At 56.8% G+C, this 19,644-nt stretch carries 19 protein-coding genes and 2 tRNA genes; 13 read left to right on the top strand and 8 right to left on the bottom strand.

Annotation, left to right across the window (positions count from 1 at the left end):
• Positions 1 to 2: 2 nt before the first annotated feature.
• Together FPL19_RS15165 and FPL19_RS15160 are read right to left on the bottom strand one after the other, a co-directional pair.
• Positions 3 to 827 carry an ABC transporter ATP-binding protein gene (locus tag FPL19_RS15165; RefSeq protein ID WP_191965297.1) on the bottom strand — a complete coding sequence of 275 codons (825 nt, stop codon included), beginning with the start codon at positions 825 to 827 and terminating at the stop codon, positions 3 to 5.
• Positions 821 to 1,945, bottom strand: coding sequence for an MlaE family ABC transporter permease (locus tag FPL19_RS15160; protein ID WP_150913662.1), 1,125 nt, complete (start codon positions 1,943 to 1,945; stop codon positions 821 to 823). The genes FPL19_RS15165 and FPL19_RS15160 overlap by 7 nt, the downstream gene beginning before the upstream one ends.
• 86 nt (positions 1,946 to 2,031) lie before the next feature.
• Between FPL19_RS15160 and FPL19_RS15155 the strand changes: the two genes are divergently transcribed.
• Positions 2,032 to 2,106 (top strand) — tRNA-Gly (locus tag FPL19_RS15155).
• Positions 2,107 to 2,171: 65 nt separating this feature from the next.
• Positions 2,172 to 2,245: transfer RNA gene (locus FPL19_RS15150), tRNA-Cys, on the top strand.
• Positions 2,246 to 2,254: 9 nt separating this feature from the next.
• Here FPL19_RS15150 and FPL19_RS15145 read toward each other — a convergent pair.
• The 3 genes from FPL19_RS15145 to FPL19_RS15135 all read right to left on the bottom strand — a co-directional run bounded on the left by FPL19_RS15145 (position 2,255) and on the right by FPL19_RS15135 (position 4,357).
• Positions 2,255 to 2,941, bottom strand: coding sequence for a helix-turn-helix domain-containing protein (locus FPL19_RS15145; RefSeq protein ID WP_150913660.1), 687 nt, complete (start codon positions 2,939 to 2,941; stop codon positions 2,255 to 2,257).
• Between the two features lie 130 nt (positions 2,942 to 3,071).
• Complete coding sequence (locus tag FPL19_RS15140; RefSeq protein ID WP_150913658.1) at positions 3,072 to 3,689, bottom strand: SCO family protein; 618 nt, start codon at positions 3,687 to 3,689, stop codon at positions 3,072 to 3,074.
• A 20-nt stretch (positions 3,690 to 3,709) separates the two neighbouring features.
• A complete protein-coding gene (locus tag FPL19_RS15135) occupies positions 3,710 to 4,357 on the bottom strand; it encodes a type II secretion system protein N (protein WP_150913656.1) in 648 nt (215 codons plus the stop codon).
• Positions 4,358 to 4,521: 164 nt separating this feature from the next.
• Here FPL19_RS15135 and gspE point away from each other — a divergent pair, with 164 nt between their 5' ends.
• The 11 genes from gspE (at position 4,522) to gorA (ending at position 14,425) form a co-directional block, all read left to right on the top strand.
• A complete protein-coding gene (gene gspE / locus FPL19_RS15130) occupies positions 4,522 to 6,030 on the top strand; it encodes a type II secretion system ATPase GspE (protein ID WP_150913654.1) in 1,509 nt (502 codons plus the stop codon).
• Between the two features lie 4 nt (positions 6,031 to 6,034).
• A complete protein-coding gene (gene gspF / locus FPL19_RS15125) occupies positions 6,035 to 7,249 on the top strand; it encodes a type II secretion system inner membrane protein GspF (protein ID WP_150913652.1) in 1,215 nt (404 codons plus the stop codon).
• A gap of 47 nt (positions 7,250 to 7,296) precedes the next feature.
• Positions 7,297 to 7,749, top strand: coding sequence for a type II secretion system major pseudopilin GspG (gene gspG / locus FPL19_RS15120; protein ID WP_150913650.1), 453 nt, complete (start codon positions 7,297 to 7,299; stop codon positions 7,747 to 7,749).
• The gene (gene gspH, locus FPL19_RS15115) at positions 7,750 to 8,313 is read left to right on the top strand and encodes a type II secretion system minor pseudopilin GspH (RefSeq protein ID WP_150913649.1); all 564 of its coding nucleotides are present in this window, start codon (positions 7,750 to 7,752) and stop codon (positions 8,311 to 8,313) included.
• A complete protein-coding gene (gene gspI, locus FPL19_RS15110) occupies positions 8,310 to 8,684 on the top strand; it encodes a type II secretion system minor pseudopilin GspI (RefSeq protein ID WP_150913647.1) in 375 nt (124 codons plus the stop codon). Before gspH ends, gspI begins: the two co-directional genes overlap by 4 nt.
• The gene (gene gspJ, locus FPL19_RS15105; protein WP_150913645.1) at positions 8,684 to 9,406 is read left to right on the top strand and encodes a type II secretion system minor pseudopilin GspJ; all 723 of its coding nucleotides are present in this window, start codon (positions 8,684 to 8,686) and stop codon (positions 9,404 to 9,406) included. Before gspI ends, gspJ begins: the two co-directional genes overlap by 1 nt.
• Positions 9,407 to 9,446: 40 nt before the next feature.
• Positions 9,447 to 10,433 (top strand): type II secretion system minor pseudopilin GspK, encoded by a 987-nt coding sequence (gene gspK / locus FPL19_RS15100; RefSeq protein ID WP_263656806.1) that lies wholly within the window; start codon positions 9,447 to 9,449, stop codon positions 10,431 to 10,433.
• Positions 10,434 to 10,454: 21 nt separating this feature from the next.
• The gene (gene gspL / locus FPL19_RS15095; RefSeq protein ID WP_150913643.1) at positions 10,455 to 11,759 is read left to right on the top strand and encodes a type II secretion system protein GspL; all 1,305 of its coding nucleotides are present in this window, start codon (positions 10,455 to 10,457) and stop codon (positions 11,757 to 11,759) included.
• Between the two features lies 1 nt (position 11,760).
• Positions 11,761 to 12,291, top strand: a complete 531-nt coding sequence (gene gspM, locus FPL19_RS15090; protein ID WP_150913641.1) for a type II secretion system protein GspM — start codon at positions 11,761 to 11,763, stop codon at positions 12,289 to 12,291.
• A gap of 73 nt (positions 12,292 to 12,364) precedes the next feature.
• Positions 12,365 to 13,036 (top strand): GNAT family N-acetyltransferase, encoded by a 672-nt coding sequence (locus FPL19_RS15085; RefSeq protein ID WP_150913639.1) that lies wholly within the window; start codon positions 12,365 to 12,367, stop codon positions 13,034 to 13,036.
• Positions 13,037 to 13,048: 12 nt separating this feature from the next.
• Positions 13,049 to 14,425 (top strand): glutathione-disulfide reductase, encoded by a 1,377-nt coding sequence (gene gorA / locus FPL19_RS15080; RefSeq protein WP_191965296.1) that lies wholly within the window; start codon positions 13,049 to 13,051, stop codon positions 14,423 to 14,425.
• Positions 14,426 to 14,445: 20 nt separating this feature from the next.
• On the opposite strand, the gene FPL19_RS15075 is transcribed toward gorA, so the two are convergent.
• The 3 genes from FPL19_RS15075 to FPL19_RS15065 are packed head-to-tail and all read right to left on the bottom strand — an operon-like array spanning position 14,446 to position 19,643.
• Complete coding sequence (locus tag FPL19_RS15075) at positions 14,446 to 16,389, bottom strand: ATP-binding protein (RefSeq protein ID WP_150913635.1); 1,944 nt, start codon at positions 16,387 to 16,389, stop codon at positions 14,446 to 14,448.
• Complete coding sequence (locus FPL19_RS15070; protein WP_225314451.1) at positions 16,382 to 17,368, bottom strand: ABC transporter substrate-binding protein; 987 nt, start codon at positions 17,366 to 17,368, stop codon at positions 16,382 to 16,384. Before FPL19_RS15070 ends, FPL19_RS15075 begins: the two co-directional genes overlap by 8 nt.
• A gap of 34 nt (positions 17,369 to 17,402) precedes the next feature.
• Complete coding sequence (locus FPL19_RS15065) at positions 17,403 to 19,643, bottom strand: TonB-dependent receptor plug domain-containing protein (protein WP_150913633.1); 2,241 nt, start codon at positions 19,641 to 19,643, stop codon at positions 17,403 to 17,405.
• Between the last annotated feature and the right edge of the window lies 1 nt (position 19,644).

Genomic DNA, 19,644 nt, shown 5'->3' with positions numbered 1-19,644 from the left:
AATCAGGCTTCCTTTCTGACAGTGTCGGTTGCGTTGCCGGCTTCTCTGGAAGCTTTGGCCTGCCGCCCCCGGGGTCCATGGAAATAGGCTTTGACCCAGTCATTGTCCATGGCTTCCACATTGGACAGGGTGTCGGTTATCAGGACGCGCTGGTCCGCCAGGACGGAGACCCGGTCACAACTGGCGTAAAGTGTATCCAAGTCGTGAGTCACCAGAAAGACGGTAAACCCCAGGGCATTGCGCAGGGTCACAATCAGACGGTCGAATGCGGCCGCCCCGATCGGGTCGAGGCCGGCGGTAGGCTCGTCAAGAAACAGAATTTCCGGATCCAGCACAAGGGCCCGGGCCAGAGCGGCGCGCTTGACCATCCCGCCTGACAGCATGGCCGGGTATTTGTCCGCAGCGTGTAGCGGCAGGCCCACCAGCGAAAGTTTAGTAAGGGCCAGGTGCTCTGCGTCCGCTCGACTCAGTTGCAGGTGTTCAATTAAAGGCAGCGCGACATTCTCAAGAAGGGTCAACGACGTAAATAAAGCGCCGCTCTGAAACAGAACCCCCAGCCGCCGTTCGAGCCCCGACCTGCGCTTACCACTAAGCTTGTGCAACTGCTGGCCGAAGATCTCGACTGTTCCCTCGTCCGGAGCATGCAGACCCACCAACGTGCGCAGGAGCACGGATTTACCGGTGCCGGACCCGCCGACCACGCCCAGAATCTCGCGGCGGAAAAGGTCAAGATCGAGATTGTTATGGACTACCTGGTTGCCAAACCGGTTGCTCAGTCCCTTGACCCTGATCACCGCCTGGGGGGTGTCCGGGGGATTGGTCACCATCCCATCTCCATGTAAAAGATTGCCGCGATTGAATCCAGCAGTATCACCATAAAGATGGACTGTACCACGGCCGACGTGGTGTGCTCACCGACAGACTGTGCGCTACCGCTGGTTTTAAATCCTTCAAGGCAGCCAATGATAGCAATCACAAAGGCAAAGGCCGGGGCCTTGCTCATGCCCACGTAAAAATGAATGACCGGAATTTTTTCTTCCAGGATGTTAAGAATCTGGGGCAGGGCGATATCCAGCACGAATATGCACACCAGTGAGCCGCCGATAATCCCACTAATAATCCCAACGAGCGCCAGGATAGGCAGGGATACAACCATGGCCAGCACTCGCGGAATAACCAGCAACTCCATGGGGCTAAGGCCCAGGGCTTTAAGGGCATCGATTTCTTCATTGGCCTTCATGGACCCCAACTGTGCCGTATAGGCGCTGGCTGTCCGGCCGGCGACAAGAATGGCGGCCAGCATCACCCCGAATTCCCTCAGGAAAGAGAAAGCGACCAGGTTCACCGTGTAAATGGTGGCCCCGAAATCATCCAGGATGGTGGCGCCAAGAAAGGCAACCACCGCACCCACCAGGAACGACAGTAACGCCACAATGGGCAGAGCATTGAGCCCGGTCTGGTGGACATGGGTGACGAAAGAGGTGACTCGCCAACGGGAGGGCCGGGGTAGAATGGCCAAAGCCGTGACAATCAGCTGGCCGCCAAACCCGACAAGTAATCGAAACTGAAGACCTGCGTCGATGACGCGTTTTCCAACTGTGGCAAGCCACTCCCGAACACCTGCGACCTCTTTGGCAGCGGGCTTATCGGTGGTGGCCACCGACTGCAGTACGATATCAATCAGGGCCCTCCGTTCCTCGCTCAGACGGTCATCATCCCGGATCAACCGTTTCAGCTGTTCAACTCCGAACAGCTCGGCTAGCAGCGAAGCGCCAGCGGTATCCAATGCATCAATGGCGTTCAGGTTGGCGGTTTTCAGGACGGTTGATTGAATGGGGCCTGTGTGTTCAATCCTGGCTTTCAGATCCGCATAGTGGGGAAGCGTCCAGTTGCCTCCCAGAATCATGCGTTCGTTTTCTAAAACAAGCTGGTCCTGTGGGGGCATGTCGTTAACACCTGAAGTAAAACAAAATTTTCAAAAAGAGGTTGACGCAATCGGGCGAATCCGTAGAATACGCCCACGTTGATCAAGCGGGAATAGCTCAGTGGTAGAGCACAACCTTGCCAAGGTTGGGGTCGCGAGTTCGAATCTCGTTTCCCGCTCCAATTAACACAGTCTCTCAATGCCCACCTGAGAGCAAAAAGTTACGAATCCCCTTCGGACTTTTCCCGGCGCGGTGGCAGAGTGGTTATGCAGCGGACTGCAACTCCGTTAACGCCGGTTCGATTCCGACCCGCGCCTCCATTTTTCGCACTACCCATCAGATTTAACCACCCGAGCAATGGTTGACCTTGATGCACCGGTTTTTTTGCACACATCTGACCAGCTAAAACCTTCATCAAGCAGGGCGCGAATACGCTGGTGTTTTCCCTGATCAATGGGACGGCCCTTGTATCTGCCCTGCGACTTCGCTCGGGCGATGCCTTCCAGCTGGCGGGCGCGGTGGTGCTGCTTTTCACTGGCACCCAGAGCGTCAACCATATCCATGATCGTTGCCGTCAGTTGTTTTGCCAGCGGGGCCATGGCACTTTCACTGCTGACCATCATCCAGGATGCTTCCACATCCATTGAGACAATCCGGATCTTCCGGTTTCTGATCTGCTGACGGAAGCTCTGCCATTGCTTGTGGCTCAGTGAACCGAACAGGCCGATGCGCTGAATCAGCAACACGTCTCCCGGGCGGGCCTGCTTCAAAAGCCGGAACAGTTCGTCGGTGGCATCCAGGCGGGGCTGCGTTTCCCGGCGGCCCGGTGATGCAATTGCGAGTCCTTTATCCCGCAGGAGTCGGATCAGACTGCTGCGGGTTTCTGGAAGATCCTGCTCATTATAGAAGGCTGAAATACCATGCCCCTTGCGCCGGGCAAAGGTTTCAAATAGGTCCCTGATCTCAGGCAGGCTCTGGTTTGAGCCCTTGGCATCAAGGAAAGCGTGGATTCGCAAGTTAGCTGCCCCGGTTCTGAATGACTGGTTTCATATTAGTCGAGGCGGCTGGTTATTCAAGAAATTGCGACGCTAAAGTGCCGTTTCTGGCGTCAGTTCGTTTTGGGTGGTTCTTAATTGAACCAGATCGTCACGCGTCCTCGTTGGCAAGTGCCTTTAGGTCGTCCTGCAGGGCTTCAATGGTCTGATCCGGGCGAACCAGCAGCCGGGCTTCGCCCTGACGGTCAAAGACATACACCGCATTACTGTGGGAAACAGCGTAGTTGCCGTTTTCATTCGGATCTTCGTAGCCAAAGGTGGTGCGATAGCGTTTGCTGAGCTCTCTCAGGTTTTCCTCAGGTCCGGTCAGGCCAACAATCTGGTCGCTGAAAAACTCGACATAGCTTTTAATCCGTTCAGGAGTGTCCCGGTTCGGGTCCACACTGACGAAAAGAATCCGAACGTCCTTTTGCATGGGTTCAGGCAGCCCATTGACCGCTTTGGACAGCTTTTGGAGCGTGGTCGGGCAAATATCCGGACAGGAGGTGAATCCGAAGAACATCAGTCTTATGTTCCCGCCCGTGTCCTGGGCCGAGACCGATTCCCCGGACGTGTCCACAAGCTGGTAAGCCAGCTCGGGCATCAGTCCACTGATGTCTTTTGCGTTCCAGTTCTGGTCGCTGTTGGAGCAGCCGGCCAGCAGGGCCAGGGCAAAGACCGCCAGAAAAAGCGCTATAAGGGAGCGACCGAAAGAGTGGATTCTTGACATTAGTTTGCCTCAGTTAGCTATCAGTTATTTCTTAGCCGGTTACGCAGTTGCTCCAGGCGTTGCCGGATTTCCTCCCGCCTGGCGTCGCTGGTAGGGTTGTTGTCCGGGCCTGGGAAGCTGGCAGGCCTTGCCTGCTGTTCGACGTATTCCGGCTCACCCTGATCTTCATTAGTCGCCAGCTCCATTCCGGAGCGATCTTCATTCTCAGGGAAAAACAGACTTTCAAGGGCGCCAGCCCGCTCAATAATGATCCGATCTGGCCGCACCGCTCTGAGGGTGGCGTTGCCAGGTAGCTCATCGCCGACTACATAGGCTTCGGTCTGGTTTTTGCTATCTTCAACCAGGGCACTGCCCGGAAAATCACCTGAGGCTGCCATTACCCCTCTCAACACAAGCCGCAGATTGGTCTCCGGAAGATCTTCGATATCTTGCTCGGGGCGCGCAACGGTCTGATCCTCACTACCAAACAGTGAAATCGACGCCAGGTCGATATCAGGAACCTTGGCTTCGGTTTGCGGTCTCTCTGCCATCCCGTATCGGCCCGTAGCGGTTGATGCGTCTATCTCGGGCTGCCAGAAAGCATAACCCTGCCAGGCGGTGATGAAAACCATTGCCAACGCTGCTGCGAGCGCCAGTAGCAGTGGTAACCTTGGACTTATCTGGGGCATGTGCGGTCCTGAAATGCGATAGCAGGTGTCAAGCAGACGTGAAAAAGTCCACAAGTTATCAGACTGTAAAGTTTAATTGGCAGTATAGTGTACCGGGTTATTCAGCGGTTCCAATTCCTGTGATAGCCTTCAGAATTATTTGAATTATAAGGATTCCACCGATAGTGGATATAGACACAGAATTACAGGCGCAGGATGCTCCGCTAGGGCGACTTCCGTTTATGTTCGCCAAGCGTAACGGTGTCATTCTGACGCGGGACGACGACGGCGATCCAGTGATCCTTGTTAAACCCGGTGCGGGCCACTCGGCGTTGGCCGAGGCGAACCGCATGAGTGGGGGAAATGCCCGCTTTGCCACTATCGACCCCAGCCAGTTTGATTCCGCCCTGAACGCGGCCTACCAGAGCGATTCCGCCGAAGCCATGCAAATGGTGGAGGGCATTGGCGATGAAATGGATCTGGCGTCACTTGCGGATTCTGTACCTGAAACCGAGGACCTCCTTGAGCAGGAAGACGACGCGCCGATCATCCGGCTGATTAACGCCATTCTTACGGAAGCCGTCAAGACCGGTGCATCGGATGTCCACATTGAGACCTACGAAACGCGCCTGGTTGTGAGATTCCGGGTTGATGGGGTGCTTCGCGAGGTGGTTCAACCGAAGCGCGCGCTGGCGCCTTTGCTGGTCTCGCGGATCAAGGTTATGGCCAAACTCGACATTGCTGAAAAGCGCGTTCCCCAGGACGGCCGGATTGCACTTCGTGTCGGCGGGCGCGAGATCGACCTGCGAGTGTCCACCATGCCATCGTCCAGCGGCGAGCGGGTGGTACTGCGACTGCTGGATAAACAGGCCGGCGCCATCCGCCTGGAATCCCTGGGTATGGCCCCATGGGATCTGAAAGTCCTGCGGCGACTGATTCAGCGTCCCTATGGCATTCTGCTGGTCACCGGCCCGACCGGTTCAGGTAAATCCACGTCTCTTTACGCGGGGCTGCAGGAAATCAACGACCGCACTCGCAACATCCTGACGGTGGAAGACCCCATTGAATACAATCTGCCCGGAATCGGGCAGACCCAGGTCAATACCAAAGTGGACATGACCTTTGCCCGGGGGCTGCGGGCGATTCTGCGTCAGGACCCGGACGTGGTGATGATCGGCGAAATCCGCGACATCGAAACCGCAGAAATTGCCGTTCAGGCGAGTCTGACCGGCCACCTGGTGTTCTCGACCCTGCACACCAATACCGCCGTCGGTGCGATCACCCGATTGATGGACATGGGTATCGAACCGTTTCTGATCTCTTCCAGCCTGGTGGGTCTGGTGGCCCAGCGACTGGTTCGTGTGTTGTGCCCGGAATGCCGGGAGCCCTACACGCCGACAGAAGAACACTGCGAGTTCATTCAGAAAGATCCTGCCAATCCTCCCACACTCTATCGCGCCACCGGTTGTGACGCCTGCAACCAGCTGGGCTACAAAGGCCGTATTGGTATCTATGAAGTGGTCGAGGTCAACGAGGAAATCAGCGCCCTGATTCACAAGCGCGCCGGTGAACTGGATCTTGAGCACGAAGCCCGACGTCACGGCCCCAGCATCCATGCCGATGGCGTGCAGAAGATCCTGGATGGGGTGACAACGGTGGAAGAAGTCCTGCGCGTTACCCACCGGAGCCGATAGCCAGATGCCCGCATTTGAGTACAAAGCGCTTGATAGTCGAGGCAAGCAGAAAAAGGGGGTAATGGAAGCCGACGCGGCCAGAGCCGTGCGTCAGCTTTTGCGGGAACGCGGCATGACGCCCCTGGAAGTGGAGCATGCCACGGAAAAAACGCAGAAGGGCGGCAGTCCGCTGGCTGGCCGCGGTTCGATCAGTGTTCCTGATCTGGCATTGATTACCCGCCAGCTTGCCACATTGATCCAGTCCGGCATTCCGATCGAGCAGGCTCTGTCGGCGACGTCCCGCCAATCTGATAAACCCCGCATTCGCAGTATGCTGATTGCCATCCGCGCCAAAGTAATGGAAGGCTACAGCCTTGCGGATAGTCTGGGTGAGTTTCCCAAAGCCTTCCCGCGGCTCTACCGGTCAACCGTGGCAGCGGGGGAACACGCGGGGCATCTGGATCTGGTGCTGAACCGCCTGGCGGACTACACCCAGACCCGGCAGGAGTCGCGCCAGAAGATCCAGTTGGCGGCGATTTATCCGATTATTCTGAGCGTGGTCGCTATCGCCATCGTGGTGTTCCTGCTGACCTATGTGGTGCCGGACATTATCGAAGTGTTCGTGAACCAGGGGCAGGATCTGCCCGCGCTGACCGGGGCATTGCTGTCGGTATCCGGCTTTATTGCCAATTACGGTCTCTACGTTTTTCTGCTGATTGTGGCGGGCATTGCTGGGTTCCGGGTTGCCCTCCGTAAGCCGGGATTCCGAATGCGGTTCCACCAGAGCCTGCTGAACGTGCCGCTTTTCTCGGATATGGTCAGGGGGGTGAGTACAGCGCAGTACGCCAGCACACTGAGTATCCTTACCACCAGCGGTGTTCCCCTGGTGGACGCCATGAGAATTGCCGGCGAAGTACTGGGAAATGACCACCTGCGGTTGGTTCTGAAAGATGCGGCCCGCAAGGTCAGCGAGGGTGGCTCGTTGCACCGTGCGCTGGACCAGACGGGCTATTTTCCACCGATGATGCTGCACATGATCGCCAGTGGTGAAGCCAGTGGCGAGCTGGATAACATGCTTGAACGGACGGCCAGCATGCAGGAGAACGCACTGCAGGCGAAAATCGCGACGATGGTCGGCCTGTTCGAGCCCCTGATGCTGCTTTTCATGGGCGGGGTCGTGCTGATCATCGTTTTGGGCATCATGTTACCGATACTGAATATGAGCAACCTGATCGCCTGAGCCGTCCCGGCGACCCGATCAATTTATGGAGTAAGAGGCAGTTGAAAATGAAAAACAGACGACTTGTAACCCACCCGTCGCAGCGCGGTTTCACTCTGATCGAAATCATGGTGGTGCTGGTTATTCTTGGCCTGCTGATCGCCATCGTTGCGCCAAACATCATCGGCCGTGGTGACCAGGCCCGGGTAACCGCCGCCGAGGCCCAGATGCGCCAGATTGCCAACGCCCTGGACCTGTATCGTCTGGATAACAGTCACTATCCGTCGACGCAGCAGGGTCTTGAAGCGCTGGTGTCAAAGCCCAGCGGCAGCCCGGAGCCCCGTAACTGGAACCCCGACGGCTATATGAAAGCCGTTCCGGTAGACCCCTGGGGAACGGAGTATCAGTACATCAGCCCGGGTACCGAGGGGCCCTACGATCTCTATTCCTTTGGCGCCGACGGCGTACAGGGTGGCGAGGGAGACAACGCCGACATCAGCGTCTGGCAGGTTAAGGAGTAAGTGATTAAACGGTCACCGCAGAACGCAGCCGGCTTCACCCTGATAGAAATCATGGTGGTGCTGGTTGTGGTGGGCATGTTGGTGGCGCTTGCCACTTTCACCATGGGTGGCAACTCACTGCGGCGGGACCTGGATAACGAGGCGCAGAAGCTGTTTTTGCTGATGCAGACCGTATCCGAACAGGCAGTGCTCAATAACACCGAATTCGGGTTGGTTATTGACGAAGAACAGTACCGGTTTCTGGCCTACGATGAGCAGAGTGGGACCTGGAAACCACCTCAGGAACGCCTTTTCCGCATGCGCAGTCTGCCGGAATGGCTGGTGGTGACAAAGTACATTGAGAGCGACGCACCGCGCCTTGCCAGAGGTAATGACGATGGCGAGGAACGCGTAACGCCGGATGTCGTTCTGTTTTCCAGTGGCGAAACCACGCCCTTCGAACTTGAGCTTACCATTGGCTCGGAAACCCTGACTGACAGCGACTACGCACACAGCCTTTTGTCCGACGGTGTTTCGGGCATCGTCTGGGATAATCCCGGCAAGGAAGAGGCGCCAGTGGAATGAGGGCTTCCCGGGGTTTTACATTGATCGAGGTGCTGGTGGCGTTGCTGGTTTTCAGCATTATTGCCACCATCGCCGCGCAGATGAGCAGCCAGTATATTGCTACCTATGAGCGGGTTCGCGACAAGACCCTGGCTGGCTGGGTCGCGGATAACCGCATCAACGAGCTCCGCCTGCAGGCAAAGCTGCCCCCGGTGTCCGAAACCAGCAGAAACCTCGAATATGGCCCGTTCCGCTGGCAGATAGAAACCGCGATCATTAATACCCAGGACCCGACCATACGCCGTGTCGAAGTGTCGGTAGCAAAGTTCCGTGGTGATGGATCCGAGCCGGTACAGCTTCATTCCCTTGCTGCCTTTATCGGGGCCAACTAATGCGGTCTCAACGCGGGTTCACGTTGCTCGAGGTGCTGATTGCCATCGGCATTACCGCGGTGATCGGCCTGGGGGTTTGGCAGGTGCTGTCGGGTATAGTGCAGTCCCGGGATCGGGTTGATGAACTGGCCACTCAGTTTGAAGCACTTCAGCGCACGATGCTGCTGCTGGAAAGAGACATTACCCAGGTGGTCAATCGTCCGGCGCGAAATATCTATGGGGATTACGAACTGGCACTGACCAGCCGCGAAACCGATTATGCCCTGATGCTAACGCGCCAGGGTTGGCGCAACCCCCTGGGCCTGCGCCGCAGCAGCCTTCAGCGGGTGGCCTGGGAGTATACTGGCGACGAAGTCCGGCGCAGGTACTGGGTCTCGGTGGATCAGGGACAGGAAGACGAAAGCACGGATACACTCATGCTGGAGAGGGTCACCAATTTCAGCATCCGGTTTATGGACCAGCAGCGAAACTGGCGCGACGACTGGCCGACGGACGAGAGCCTGGCCAGCCAGGCACTGGGAGCAAAGCCGGAAGTGCCTTTGCCAACCGGCATCGAAGTCACGATCAATCATGAACGGTTCGGGACATTGACCCGCACCTTCCCGTTACCGGATTTCGATCCGGAGGCGGCGCTGAATCAGGCCAACGAAGAGGCGGACCCTGCCGAGGGTGAAACCGGGGCGGGCAACACCGGTGAGCCGGCCGGGGGCAGTGGTGGTTGATCGGTCGATAAGAACAGTCGGTTGCACAAAGCAATCCGGCGTGGCGCTGATCATGGTGCTCCTGGCGATGGCACTGGTCACGCTGGTTGCGGCCGGTATGGTCCCCAAGCAGGAACTGCGCATTTTCAGTGCCGGCCACTATCTGGCACAGCAGCAGGGTTATAGCATTGCGTTGGGCGCTGAAGCCTTTGCCCAGCGGATTCTGGTACGGGACTATGAGGACGACAAGGAAGATAATGCCCTGGTGGACAATCTGGAAGAGGTCTGGGCGGCCAATTCCGCTGTACTTCCGGTAGAAAGCACCAACGAAGGCACGCCAAGGGTTATCGCCGTGGCCGAGGTACAGATCGACGGCCTGGGTGGCCGCATCAACCTTAACGATCTTGTTCGCGGTGGAGAAGCCGTGGAGCCGGTCACCAAAGAGCGGGTAGCCAATTTACTGGCAGTTCTGGAGATTACCGGCTTCCGGGTCGACGCCCTTATCGACTGGATTGACGCCAACGATCAGACGGTCACGGCCTACGGTGCCGAGGATGGCGCGTACCTGCTGGCAGAGCCTGCCTACCGTGCTGCCAATCAGCTCTTCACCAGTGTTTCCGAGTTGCGACTGATCGAAGGGATGACCGAAGAAGCCTATCGTGCGCTTTTGCCGCATGTTGCCGCCTTGCCCGTTTCCGGAGCCGGTATTAATGTGAATACGGCGACAGCGGAGGTGATCGCGTCGTTGCATAATGAGCTGACACTGGCGCAGGCCGAGGCCGTGATCGAAAAGCGCGCGGAAGAGCCGTTCGAGACAGTGCAGGAGTTTCTGGCGCTTCCTGAGTTTGCGGGCCTTGGCCTGAAAGCATCGGGATTACAGGTCAGAACCGCTTTTTTTGAGGTTGTGTCACGGATTACTTACGATAACCGGGTCGTTAACCTGGTTAGCCTTGTTTACCGGAACCCGGAAGGTGAAGTACAGACCGTTCGCCGGGATACCGGTCAGAAAAATCGAATAACCAAGGAACCGGTCAGTGTTCCCGATTAGCATCAAGGATCTGGATTAAGTATGTCTTATCGCCTTTATGTCAGGCCTATAGCACCGTTCCCCGCGCCAGGGGCGGAGCCTGTCGAACAGCTTTACAATTGGGCTCTGCTGGATGCCAGTGGCGACAGCCAGGCCCATGGGGGCGGTGACACCCGGGATGCAATTGAGCAGACTCTGGCACAGAACGATCTTGAAGGGGTGCGGCTGATCGGCCTGATTCCCGGCGAGGATGCCCTGTTCTGTGTCGCGGATATTCCCGCTAAACAGAGCCGCTTTATCCAGCAGGCCCTGCCTTTCGCGGTAGAAGAACAGATTGCCCAGGACATTGAATCAGTTCATCTCGCTATTGGTTCCCACTCAGCCGCCGGCTACCGGGTGGCCGCGATTGATCACCAGCAGATGGGCCAATGGCTACGCCTGTTCAGCGACTGGGAGTCCGCGCGGCTCGAGGCTATCTATCCGGACGCAGCGCTTTTGCCGGTGACAGACGGCGGATGGTCAATCTGCCTCGATGGCGATAATGTCATGTTGGCCAGCGATCAGGGCGAGTGGCTGAGTGTCCAGTCCCGCAACCTGGCCATGTTTGCCCAGACACTGGCCGCGCCTCCCTCAGAGGATGTAGTCGCGGAGGTTCCGGTGACCCTGTTTGGAACCGATGCCGAGTTCGAACATCTTCAGTCGGACATCAGCGTCCTCAAAGCATCGCCCAGGCTTGCGGTGGCGGAGAAGACACTGGAACTGATACCACTGGAGCTTCTGGCCCACGCTCACCACCATCATCTTTGCCACCCGATCAACCTGTGCCAGGGTACTTACTCCCTGAAACGCGAGTCCTCCGGCCTGTTCGGGGTCTGGAAACCGCTGATCGCTGTGGCCAGCCTCTGGTTTGTCATTCAGGTTGCAGTGGAAGTCGGTTTTGGCTATTACCACACTCAGCAGGCTGAGCAGGCGCGGGCACAGGCTATGGAAATCTATCGCAATGCCTTCCCCGGCGACACCAGAACCCACGCTGGCAATGTAAGACGGGTTGTTCAGGGCCAATTGAACCAGTTACAAGAGAGCGGCACGGACGCGGGGTTCATCGCCCTTATGAAATACACGGGAAGTGAGTATTCGAACCTGTCCGGTGCCGGCTCCGTTGTCTTTAACTCCGTTAATTACAGCCAGAGCAGGGGAGAGCTGGTGGTGGATGTGCGAGCCGACAGCTACGACAAATTGAGCGCGCTGCGTACCGGTTTGTCCGGGAAAGGTCTTGAGGCCCAAATCGGATCTGTGGTGAATGAGCCCGATGGCGCTCGTGGTCGATTGACGGTCTCCGGGGGATAACATGATGAATCGATTGAAAGAGCATCCTCTGGTGGGCAAACTCACCGCCCAGTATGATCAGCTACCCCGGCGTGATCAGCAAGCGCTGTTTGTGCTGGCTATCGCAGTTTTTCTGGGCATCCTGTATTTTGCCATCTGGCGGCCTGCGGTGTCCTATCATGATAGTGCGCTGAACAGTCGCGAGAACGCGGAAGAGCTACAGGCCTGGTTGGGCGCGAACCGTGAATTGCTACAGCGGCTGTCCAGCGGGGCCTCTGCCGGCGCATCGGGCAGCCCCGACAAACCTGCCGATGGCCGCGCCCTGATGGCTGTTGTGACGCGCACGGCCGGCGCCTCCGGTCTGTCCCTCCAGCGCTTCGAACCCAGTGGCGACGATGCCATCCGGGTCTGGCTTGAGCAGGTACCTTTCAGCCAGGTCGCAGGCTGGCTTGAGAGATTGAACACCGAATATGGCGTCGAGATCGAGCAGGCCTCAATGGATCGACAGGATGAGCCGGGAATGGTGTCCGTCAGGCTGACACTGACTATCTAGATAACCGGTCCAGACGAAGCCAGATGAAGGCAGACGAAGAAAGTATCGCCAATAACAATAGAAGAGACCGATTATGAGCGCTGGCACAGCCACCCAGAACAAACCCGCAGAACCAACGATTGTGCGCCTTGATGCCAGTGCGCGAAACGAGGCAATCTCGATTCTGGTCCATGCCTATCGGGACGAACCGACCTTTCGTTATCTGTTTGACCACCGCAAGCCCGGCTATCAGCAGCGGGTGCGAGCGACCGTACGCGAACTGATCGACCTGTATTTTGAACTGGACCAGGAAGCCATCGGAATCCTGGTTAACGATTCCCTTGTTGCAGTCGCGTTTATCGGCGAGCCAGAGTTGCGTCTTAACCTGAGTGATCAGATAAGCTGGCGCATCCGTATGACCCTGACCGCCGGATTCGCCAGCACCCGGCGTTACATGGATTATCATGAGCGGATCAAGGCGCTTTTGCCCCAACCCCAGGCTCATCAATTGCCGCTGATGGGGGTCAATCCGGCCTATCAGAACAAGGGCTACGGCCGCATGCTTCTGAAAACCGTCGAAACTCTGTGCGCGGAAAATCCGCGGGGCAGTGGCCTGGTTCTGGACACCGGAAGCAGCGCCTACCTGCCGTTCTACGAATCCGAAGGCTTCCGTAGTATTGGAACCGTTAAGCTGGGCGATTTTGAAGATCATATTCTCTTCCGTGAAGTCTGGCCGACCGGGGCCGGCGAAACGTCCGTCGATTAATTATTTCCGGCAATGACAGGAGACATCGTGGCTGACCATCAGGACTTTGATCTGATCGTAATTGGAGCCGGCTCCGGCGGCGTGAGGTTGGCGCGGATGTCAGCTGCCAAAGGCGCCAGGGTAGCAGTGGTTGAATCCCGCTATCTGGGTGGCACCTGTGTCAACGTGGGATGTGTTCCCAAAAAGCTCTTTGTTTACGGTTCCCATGCCGGTGAGGATATTGAAGACTCCGCGGGCTATGGCTGGAGCGTTCCAGGAGACCAGGTAAAGTTCGACTGGGCTCGGTTGGTGGCCAACAAGAATGCTGAAATTGACCGGCTGAACGGTATCTACGCGCGAATGCTCGACAATGCCGGGGTCACCGTGATCAATGGCACCGCCACGCTGGCAGATCCTAATACCGTGGTGGTGGGGGATCAACGCTATTCCACTAAACATATCACCGTTGCGACCGGCAGCTGGCCATCGATTCCCGACGTGCCGGGCAGCGAATACATGCTGTCTTCCAATGAAATGTTCTTTCTGCCGCAACTACCCCGTCAGGCCGTGGTCTGGGGTGGTGGCTATATCGCGGTGGAATTTGCCGGGATTCTGGCGGGACTGGGTGTGGAAACCACCTTGCTGTATCGCGGCGATCTCTTCCTTCGGGGCTTTGACGGCGATATCCGACGTTTCATGGCCCAGGAAATGGTGAAAAAGGGCGTTGATCTCCGTTTTGGCGTCAATATTGAGCGAGTTGAAAGTGAGGGTGGCCAGTACCAGGTGCATCTGACGGACGGCAGCAAATTGAGCACCGGCCTGGTCATGGCGGCCACCGGTCGGCGAGCACTGGTGGAAGGTCTCGGGCTGGAAGCCCTGGGCGTGAACATGACCGATTCGGGCCATGTTGCGGTCGACAAGCATTTCCAGACCGCCGTGCCGTCCATTACCGCGCTTGGTGATGTCATTGGCACTCCTCAGCTCACGCCTGTGGCGCTGGGGCAGGGCATGGTGCTCTCGCGTCGGTTGTTCGGGGATGGTCAGGGCGAGATGGATTACAGCAGCATCCCCACCGCAGTGTTCTGTCAACCCAACATCGGTACGGTGGGTCTGACCGAAGAAGAAGCGCAAGAGGCGGGCTACACGCTGCGAATCTACCGTTCAGAGTTCAAACCGATGAAACATACCCTCACGGGCCGGGATGAACGGGCGTTGATGAAACTTGTGGTTGATGACGAAACCGATCGGGTGCTGGGCGCCCATATGGTGGGCCCGGAGGCGGGCGAAATCACCCAGGGTCTGGCGGTAGCCATTAAGGCTGGTGCCACCAAGGCTCAGTTCGACAGCACCCTTGGCATTCATCCGACCTCTGCCGAAGAGTTTGTCACCATGCGCGAGCCGGTGCTCTGATACCGCCGGCTTTGCCACCCCTAGAGTAATATCCAGCGGCTCAATACTTCGCGCAGGTTCTCCTTGCGCACGGGTTTGGCCAGATAGTCATTCATGCCACACCCCAGGCAGGTTTTCTCGGTACCTGGCAGCACGTCGGCGGTCAAAGCGATGATCGGAGTGCCGGATTGCCCGTTGCTCTGTTCCCACTCACGAATATTTCGCGTCGCCTCGTAACCGTCCATCACCGGCATCTGGCAGTCCATAAGAATCACATCGTAACCTTTGTGATTGGTCCTGACCTTCTGCACAGCCTCATCGCCGTTATTGGCTGAATCCGTCATGAAACCCAGCCGGTCCAGCATTGCGGTCGCCACACGCTGATTCACCGGGTTGTCCTCCACCACCAACGCATAGCGAGTGTCATTCACCGGTTCCCGGGCGGGAATGACTTTCTGGACAGGGTCAGAGCTCGTCTTTGCCAGTTCAAGGGGCAGTTCAAACCGGAAAGATGAACCTTTCCCCAGGTCCGTTTCTACCTGGATGTGCCCGCCCATAAGCTCAACCAGCCGCTGAACCAAAGACAGTCCCAGCCCTGTGCCCCCATGGGCGCGACTATTGCTGCCATCAAGCTGTTCAAAGGAGTTGAAAATATCACTCAGACGTTCCGTGGGGATGCCGGAGCCGGAATCACTGACTGAACAATTGAACCGAACGCAGTCGCCCTCCAGATCGAAACAGCCGGCCTGAATATTGATAAAGCCGTCATTGGTAAACTTGATAGCGTTGTCAATCAGACCGGCCAGCAGCTGCCTTAGGCGGGCAGGGTCGCCATTGACCACCGGTGAATCCGGCCAGTCGCCGTAGAACTTGAGGTTGAGCGCCAGCCCCTGTTGCTCCGCAACATGCCGGTAGGTGGCAGAGCAGTTGGAGACCAGCTGTTTCAGGTCAAAGGCCTGGTTTTCCAGGCTCAGGGTGCCGCTGTCGAGTCGGGAATAATCCAGGATGTCGTCGATTACCGTCAGCAGATCTTCTGTGGATTGACGCGCCGTGTTCAGGTAATCCCGCTGGCGATGGGTCAATGGGTCGTCCTGAATCAGTTCCACCATACCCAGAACACCGTTCAGCGGGGTGCGAAGTTCGTGGCTCATGGTCGCGAGAAATTCGGATTTCGCGTGATTCGCCATCTCTGCCTTTTCGCGGGCATTTTCGGACGCCGCCAGTGTATTGTCCCGCGCGTGCTTGAGGCTGGAAAGGTGGGCCGCAAGCTGGTTCAGCTGCTCTTCGATGGCCACCACTTCCTGCGAGCTTCGGTGGGTATTAAGCGGTGCCTCTTCATAGTCGCCGGCGGTCAGTCTGCCGATCCGACCGGCCAGATCCCGGATCGGCGCGAGAATGGCACCGAGGAAATGGCTTATGATCAGCATCGTGAACAACAATAACGCCACGCCTACGGCAGTAGAGGTCCAGATGATATCTTGCCGACGGCTTGCCAACTCGTCTACGTCTACGCCGACCTCCACTGTGCCAACCCGCAATGAACCGGAACCAAGGCCATAATCCGGCTCGAACCATTCGGCGGAACGATCCGAACCCACCTCCAGCGGCTGCTGGAGAATTTCCGCCTCATAAACCCTGAATCGATCCAGGTTCTCTGGCAGGTTGACCGGGTTGTGGGACACAAATCCGACTTGCTCTCCCATCACATCGGTTACCCGTACCCAGTCTGCACGGCTGCGGCGCAGCGACTGGGAAAGTATCTGATCAAGCGCACTGGTATTGCCCGCTACAACTGCGTATTCAAGCGCTGGCGCCAGGCTGTCGGCCAGCATCTGGCTGCTATTGGAAAGATCCCGTCGGGCATCCTCCAGGCGAGCCGAAGTGAAAAACACCATCAGCACCACAAACATGACAACGGCCGGTAGCGCGCCAAGCAGCAGAAGCTTACGGGACAGGGGACGTTGCTGTCTGATCAGATTACTCATCGGATGCCTCCCCATCGGCGTGAAGCTGCTCATTGACCCAGTTGATGATCTCCTCCCGGTCAGGCATTGGAATATTCAGCGAACGGGCAACCTGCCTGTTTGTTTCAACCTGGTATTGTTCCGGATAGGCTGGCGGCGGCAGCTTTCCTGTTTCGAGGTAGGTCTTCGTAAATTCACTTGCCAGCTGCACCATCTCTGAAAAGGGCGCATAAGCGGAAGCCAGGGACCCTGCTTTTACATAAGCCTGGGTGGGGCCGATCAGGATTTTATTCCGGCGATAAGCGGTCAGCAGGATATGTTTAATGGTACGCGGATTATAAATGGCGCTGTCCGGTGCGGCCAGCAGGAAGTCACCGTAATCCAGTGCCCTTATCAGTGTAGGGATAAGGCGATCTCTGCTTTCTACCAGGAAAGCTTTGGCGGATAGACCATAGGCTGGCAGCTTATCGATCAGCGGCTCGTAAAGGGCCAGGGATTCCGGCGTGGCCAGCAGAGCAATCCGTGTGGCATGTGGAAGAATGGCCTTGCCGGTCAGCGCTTGCTGTACCAGTGGGACATCGAAAAAAACACCGGAGACCTGGCCCGGGGCTCTCTGAGCGTAGTCCTGCAGGAACTCGCGCTCTGTCAGCATCGCAACAATCGCGGCATTGCGGTTGGCCTGCCGAACCTTTGAAAAGGTGCCTGGGCCAATGGTAATCACTACTGAATCGCGGATGGCTGTTAACTGATCACTCCCGATCACTTCCAGCGAGATCTGCTCTGGCAGAGTTTCTCTGAACAGGCTGGTAATGTGCTGGTCCAGCTCGGCGTTACCGGACCCGACAAAGTAGACGGTCCTGGGGATAGTTTCACTGGCGGATAGCGGAGTGGAGAAAGGAAGCGTCAACGCCAGCGTAAACAGCACAGCGGCGAGCCAGGCGTTGGAAAGCCTGGCTACCCTGGAGATCAGCGATGCAAACCGATACCTGTGTTCTGTCATACCATCCCGGGTCTGGAACCGTCCATGACTGGTCTTAGAAGCGGACGCCCGCTTCTATGAAAAACTGGTTCTGGTGTTTGATGTTGTTATCCGCACTGAGATCTGGCTGTTCATTCACCCAATGCTGCATAGTAAGCGCAATCTCGGCCGTGTAATTGGGCTGAAAGATCTTTTTCGCCAACCGCAGATCGAGCCTTTCAGAATGCGTACCTCGTTCGAACTCGTCAGCCCAGTAGAAAGCAGCAGATCCCAGAAATCCGGCAGTCAGGTCCTGTATCAGTGCAACGCTTCCCGAATGTCGAACTGACAGGCGTCCCAGCAAATCAACGTTGTACTGCTTTTCACCGGCATCAACGTTGCCGTCGTCGTCGAAAATCTGGGGACCATTGTACGAGCCATCCTGATCAAGATAGCCGTAACTCGTACGCAGGGTTGTACCCGGGTACTCCATCGACGCCTCGACTTCAAAGCCCTTCTGATTGAGGTCGACGTTGTTATCAATGGTCCAGTCATCGAACTGGATTATCCCACTGATCATGTCCCGCAACTGATCCCTGAATGCTCGCACTTCCAATGTGAAAAGTGCAGCCCCGGCGGGAAACTGGCCGAAGTAGCTTATTTCCTTCGAGGTTATCCGTTCTTCTTCTAGTTCCCGGCCAAGGGTAACCAGCGAGGGGTTGTCCCAGACATCGGTGTTCTCCACCCGATAACCCTCGAAATCTGAATACTGGGCGGGCTCCACGTTCCTGAGCGTGAATCCGTAGTCGGGATTCTGTTCAAATCCATCTGGTGTTCGCACTGCCTTTGAATAGACAAAGCGTAGCGCATGATTGGGGGTGAACACGAAGTTCGCTGCGACTCTCGGGGAAAAGTAGCTTTCGTCGGTGGTGGTTGTCCGTTCCCAGTTACCGCCGCCATTGAGGGTCAGCCAGCGGACGGGTGTGTATTCCACATTGCCGAACACACGGGATTGGTAGTTGCTTCCGCGACCGTTGAAATAGGTTTCCGAGCGGTAGATGTCCTGCCGATAGCCGGCGCCGGTCACAAGCTTCAGGTCCCTGTTGAAAATGATGGTGTCCTGGAGCTCGAATTCCAGGCGTGAATCCTCTGAATGCGCATTGACATCTGCGGTCAGCGGTGTCGCCCCAGGAGCTGGTTCGGCAAAGCATACATCCCGATTTTCCCGCCAGAATACGAGGGTTCCATTGCGTAGACAGTTAACCGCCGATTCCGGGATCGAAATTGGCCAGCTCTGGCGACGTTTAAAATTTTCGAAACTGAATTGCAGATGGTAAAAATGCTGCTCTGAAGGGGTAAAGTTCAGTCGGGTCTGAAGGTAATAGTCCCGCACATCAATATCGGGATTTGCAGTTGCACCAAGTTCACCGCTTTTGTTGACGTCTTCTTCATTCTCACCATCAACTACACCAGCACGGAATTCCGCATTGAACGCCGGGCTGACTGTCAGCCGGGAATCGTAATTGAGGACATTGATATCGTGACCATCATTGAAAGGAACTCTGATGATCTCGTCGGTGACGGGGTCATCTACCAACTGGTAATCAAAACCCTCGAACTGACGTTTTTCAAAGGCCAGCCGCCAGTCGTAATCCTGGCTTGCATCACCAATGGATGCAAAGGTGCGAATATATTGTCGGGAACCCCGGACCGCTCGTACTTCGGCCCCGACCGTATCCGCCGGATCCCGGGTAATGATATTGATAGTTCCCAGGAAGGCGTTGATGCCGTAGGCGGCAGAGTTGGGGCCTCGGCTGACTTCAATCCGCTCAATCAGCTCTAGCGGTACTGGCATGGTCTGCCAGTCCATGTCCGAGAGCGTTGCACGATGTGCAGTTCGCCCGTCTACAAGGACCTGCATTCGTCTCTGTTCGTAGTGTACGGTGCCGTGGTAAGTCGTTACCGGCGTACTGCTACCGACATGGCCAACCACCATACCGGGAACCAAACGAAACACCTCCACCAGATGCATGATGCCCAAATCCCGGATCATGTCGCCTTCGATAACGGTGGTGGAACCGGGAACGCGGGTTTTTGGCTGACGAAGGCGGGTGGTAGTCAGCACTTCCGGTAGCGAATCGCTAAAGCCGTAAAAGCCTCCATCACTGTCTGTGTTACCGGGTTCAGCACCGTAAGCCGGCACTGCAGCCAGTGTCAGGCCAGCGGCAAATGCAAAAAGGCGCGGGGACAATGGAAGCGGCGGTCGGATGGGGTATGTTTTCTGTGTTTTGGCGCGTCGGTCGGTCGTAAAGGCCATG

Source organism: Marinobacter halotolerans (assembly GCF_008795985.1).
Taxonomy (GTDB): Bacteria; Pseudomonadota; Gammaproteobacteria; order Pseudomonadales; family Oleiphilaceae; genus Marinobacter; species Marinobacter halotolerans.
The sequence above is the reverse complement of the archived record's forward strand: the minus strand, read 5'-3'. Positions and strand labels throughout refer to the sequence as shown.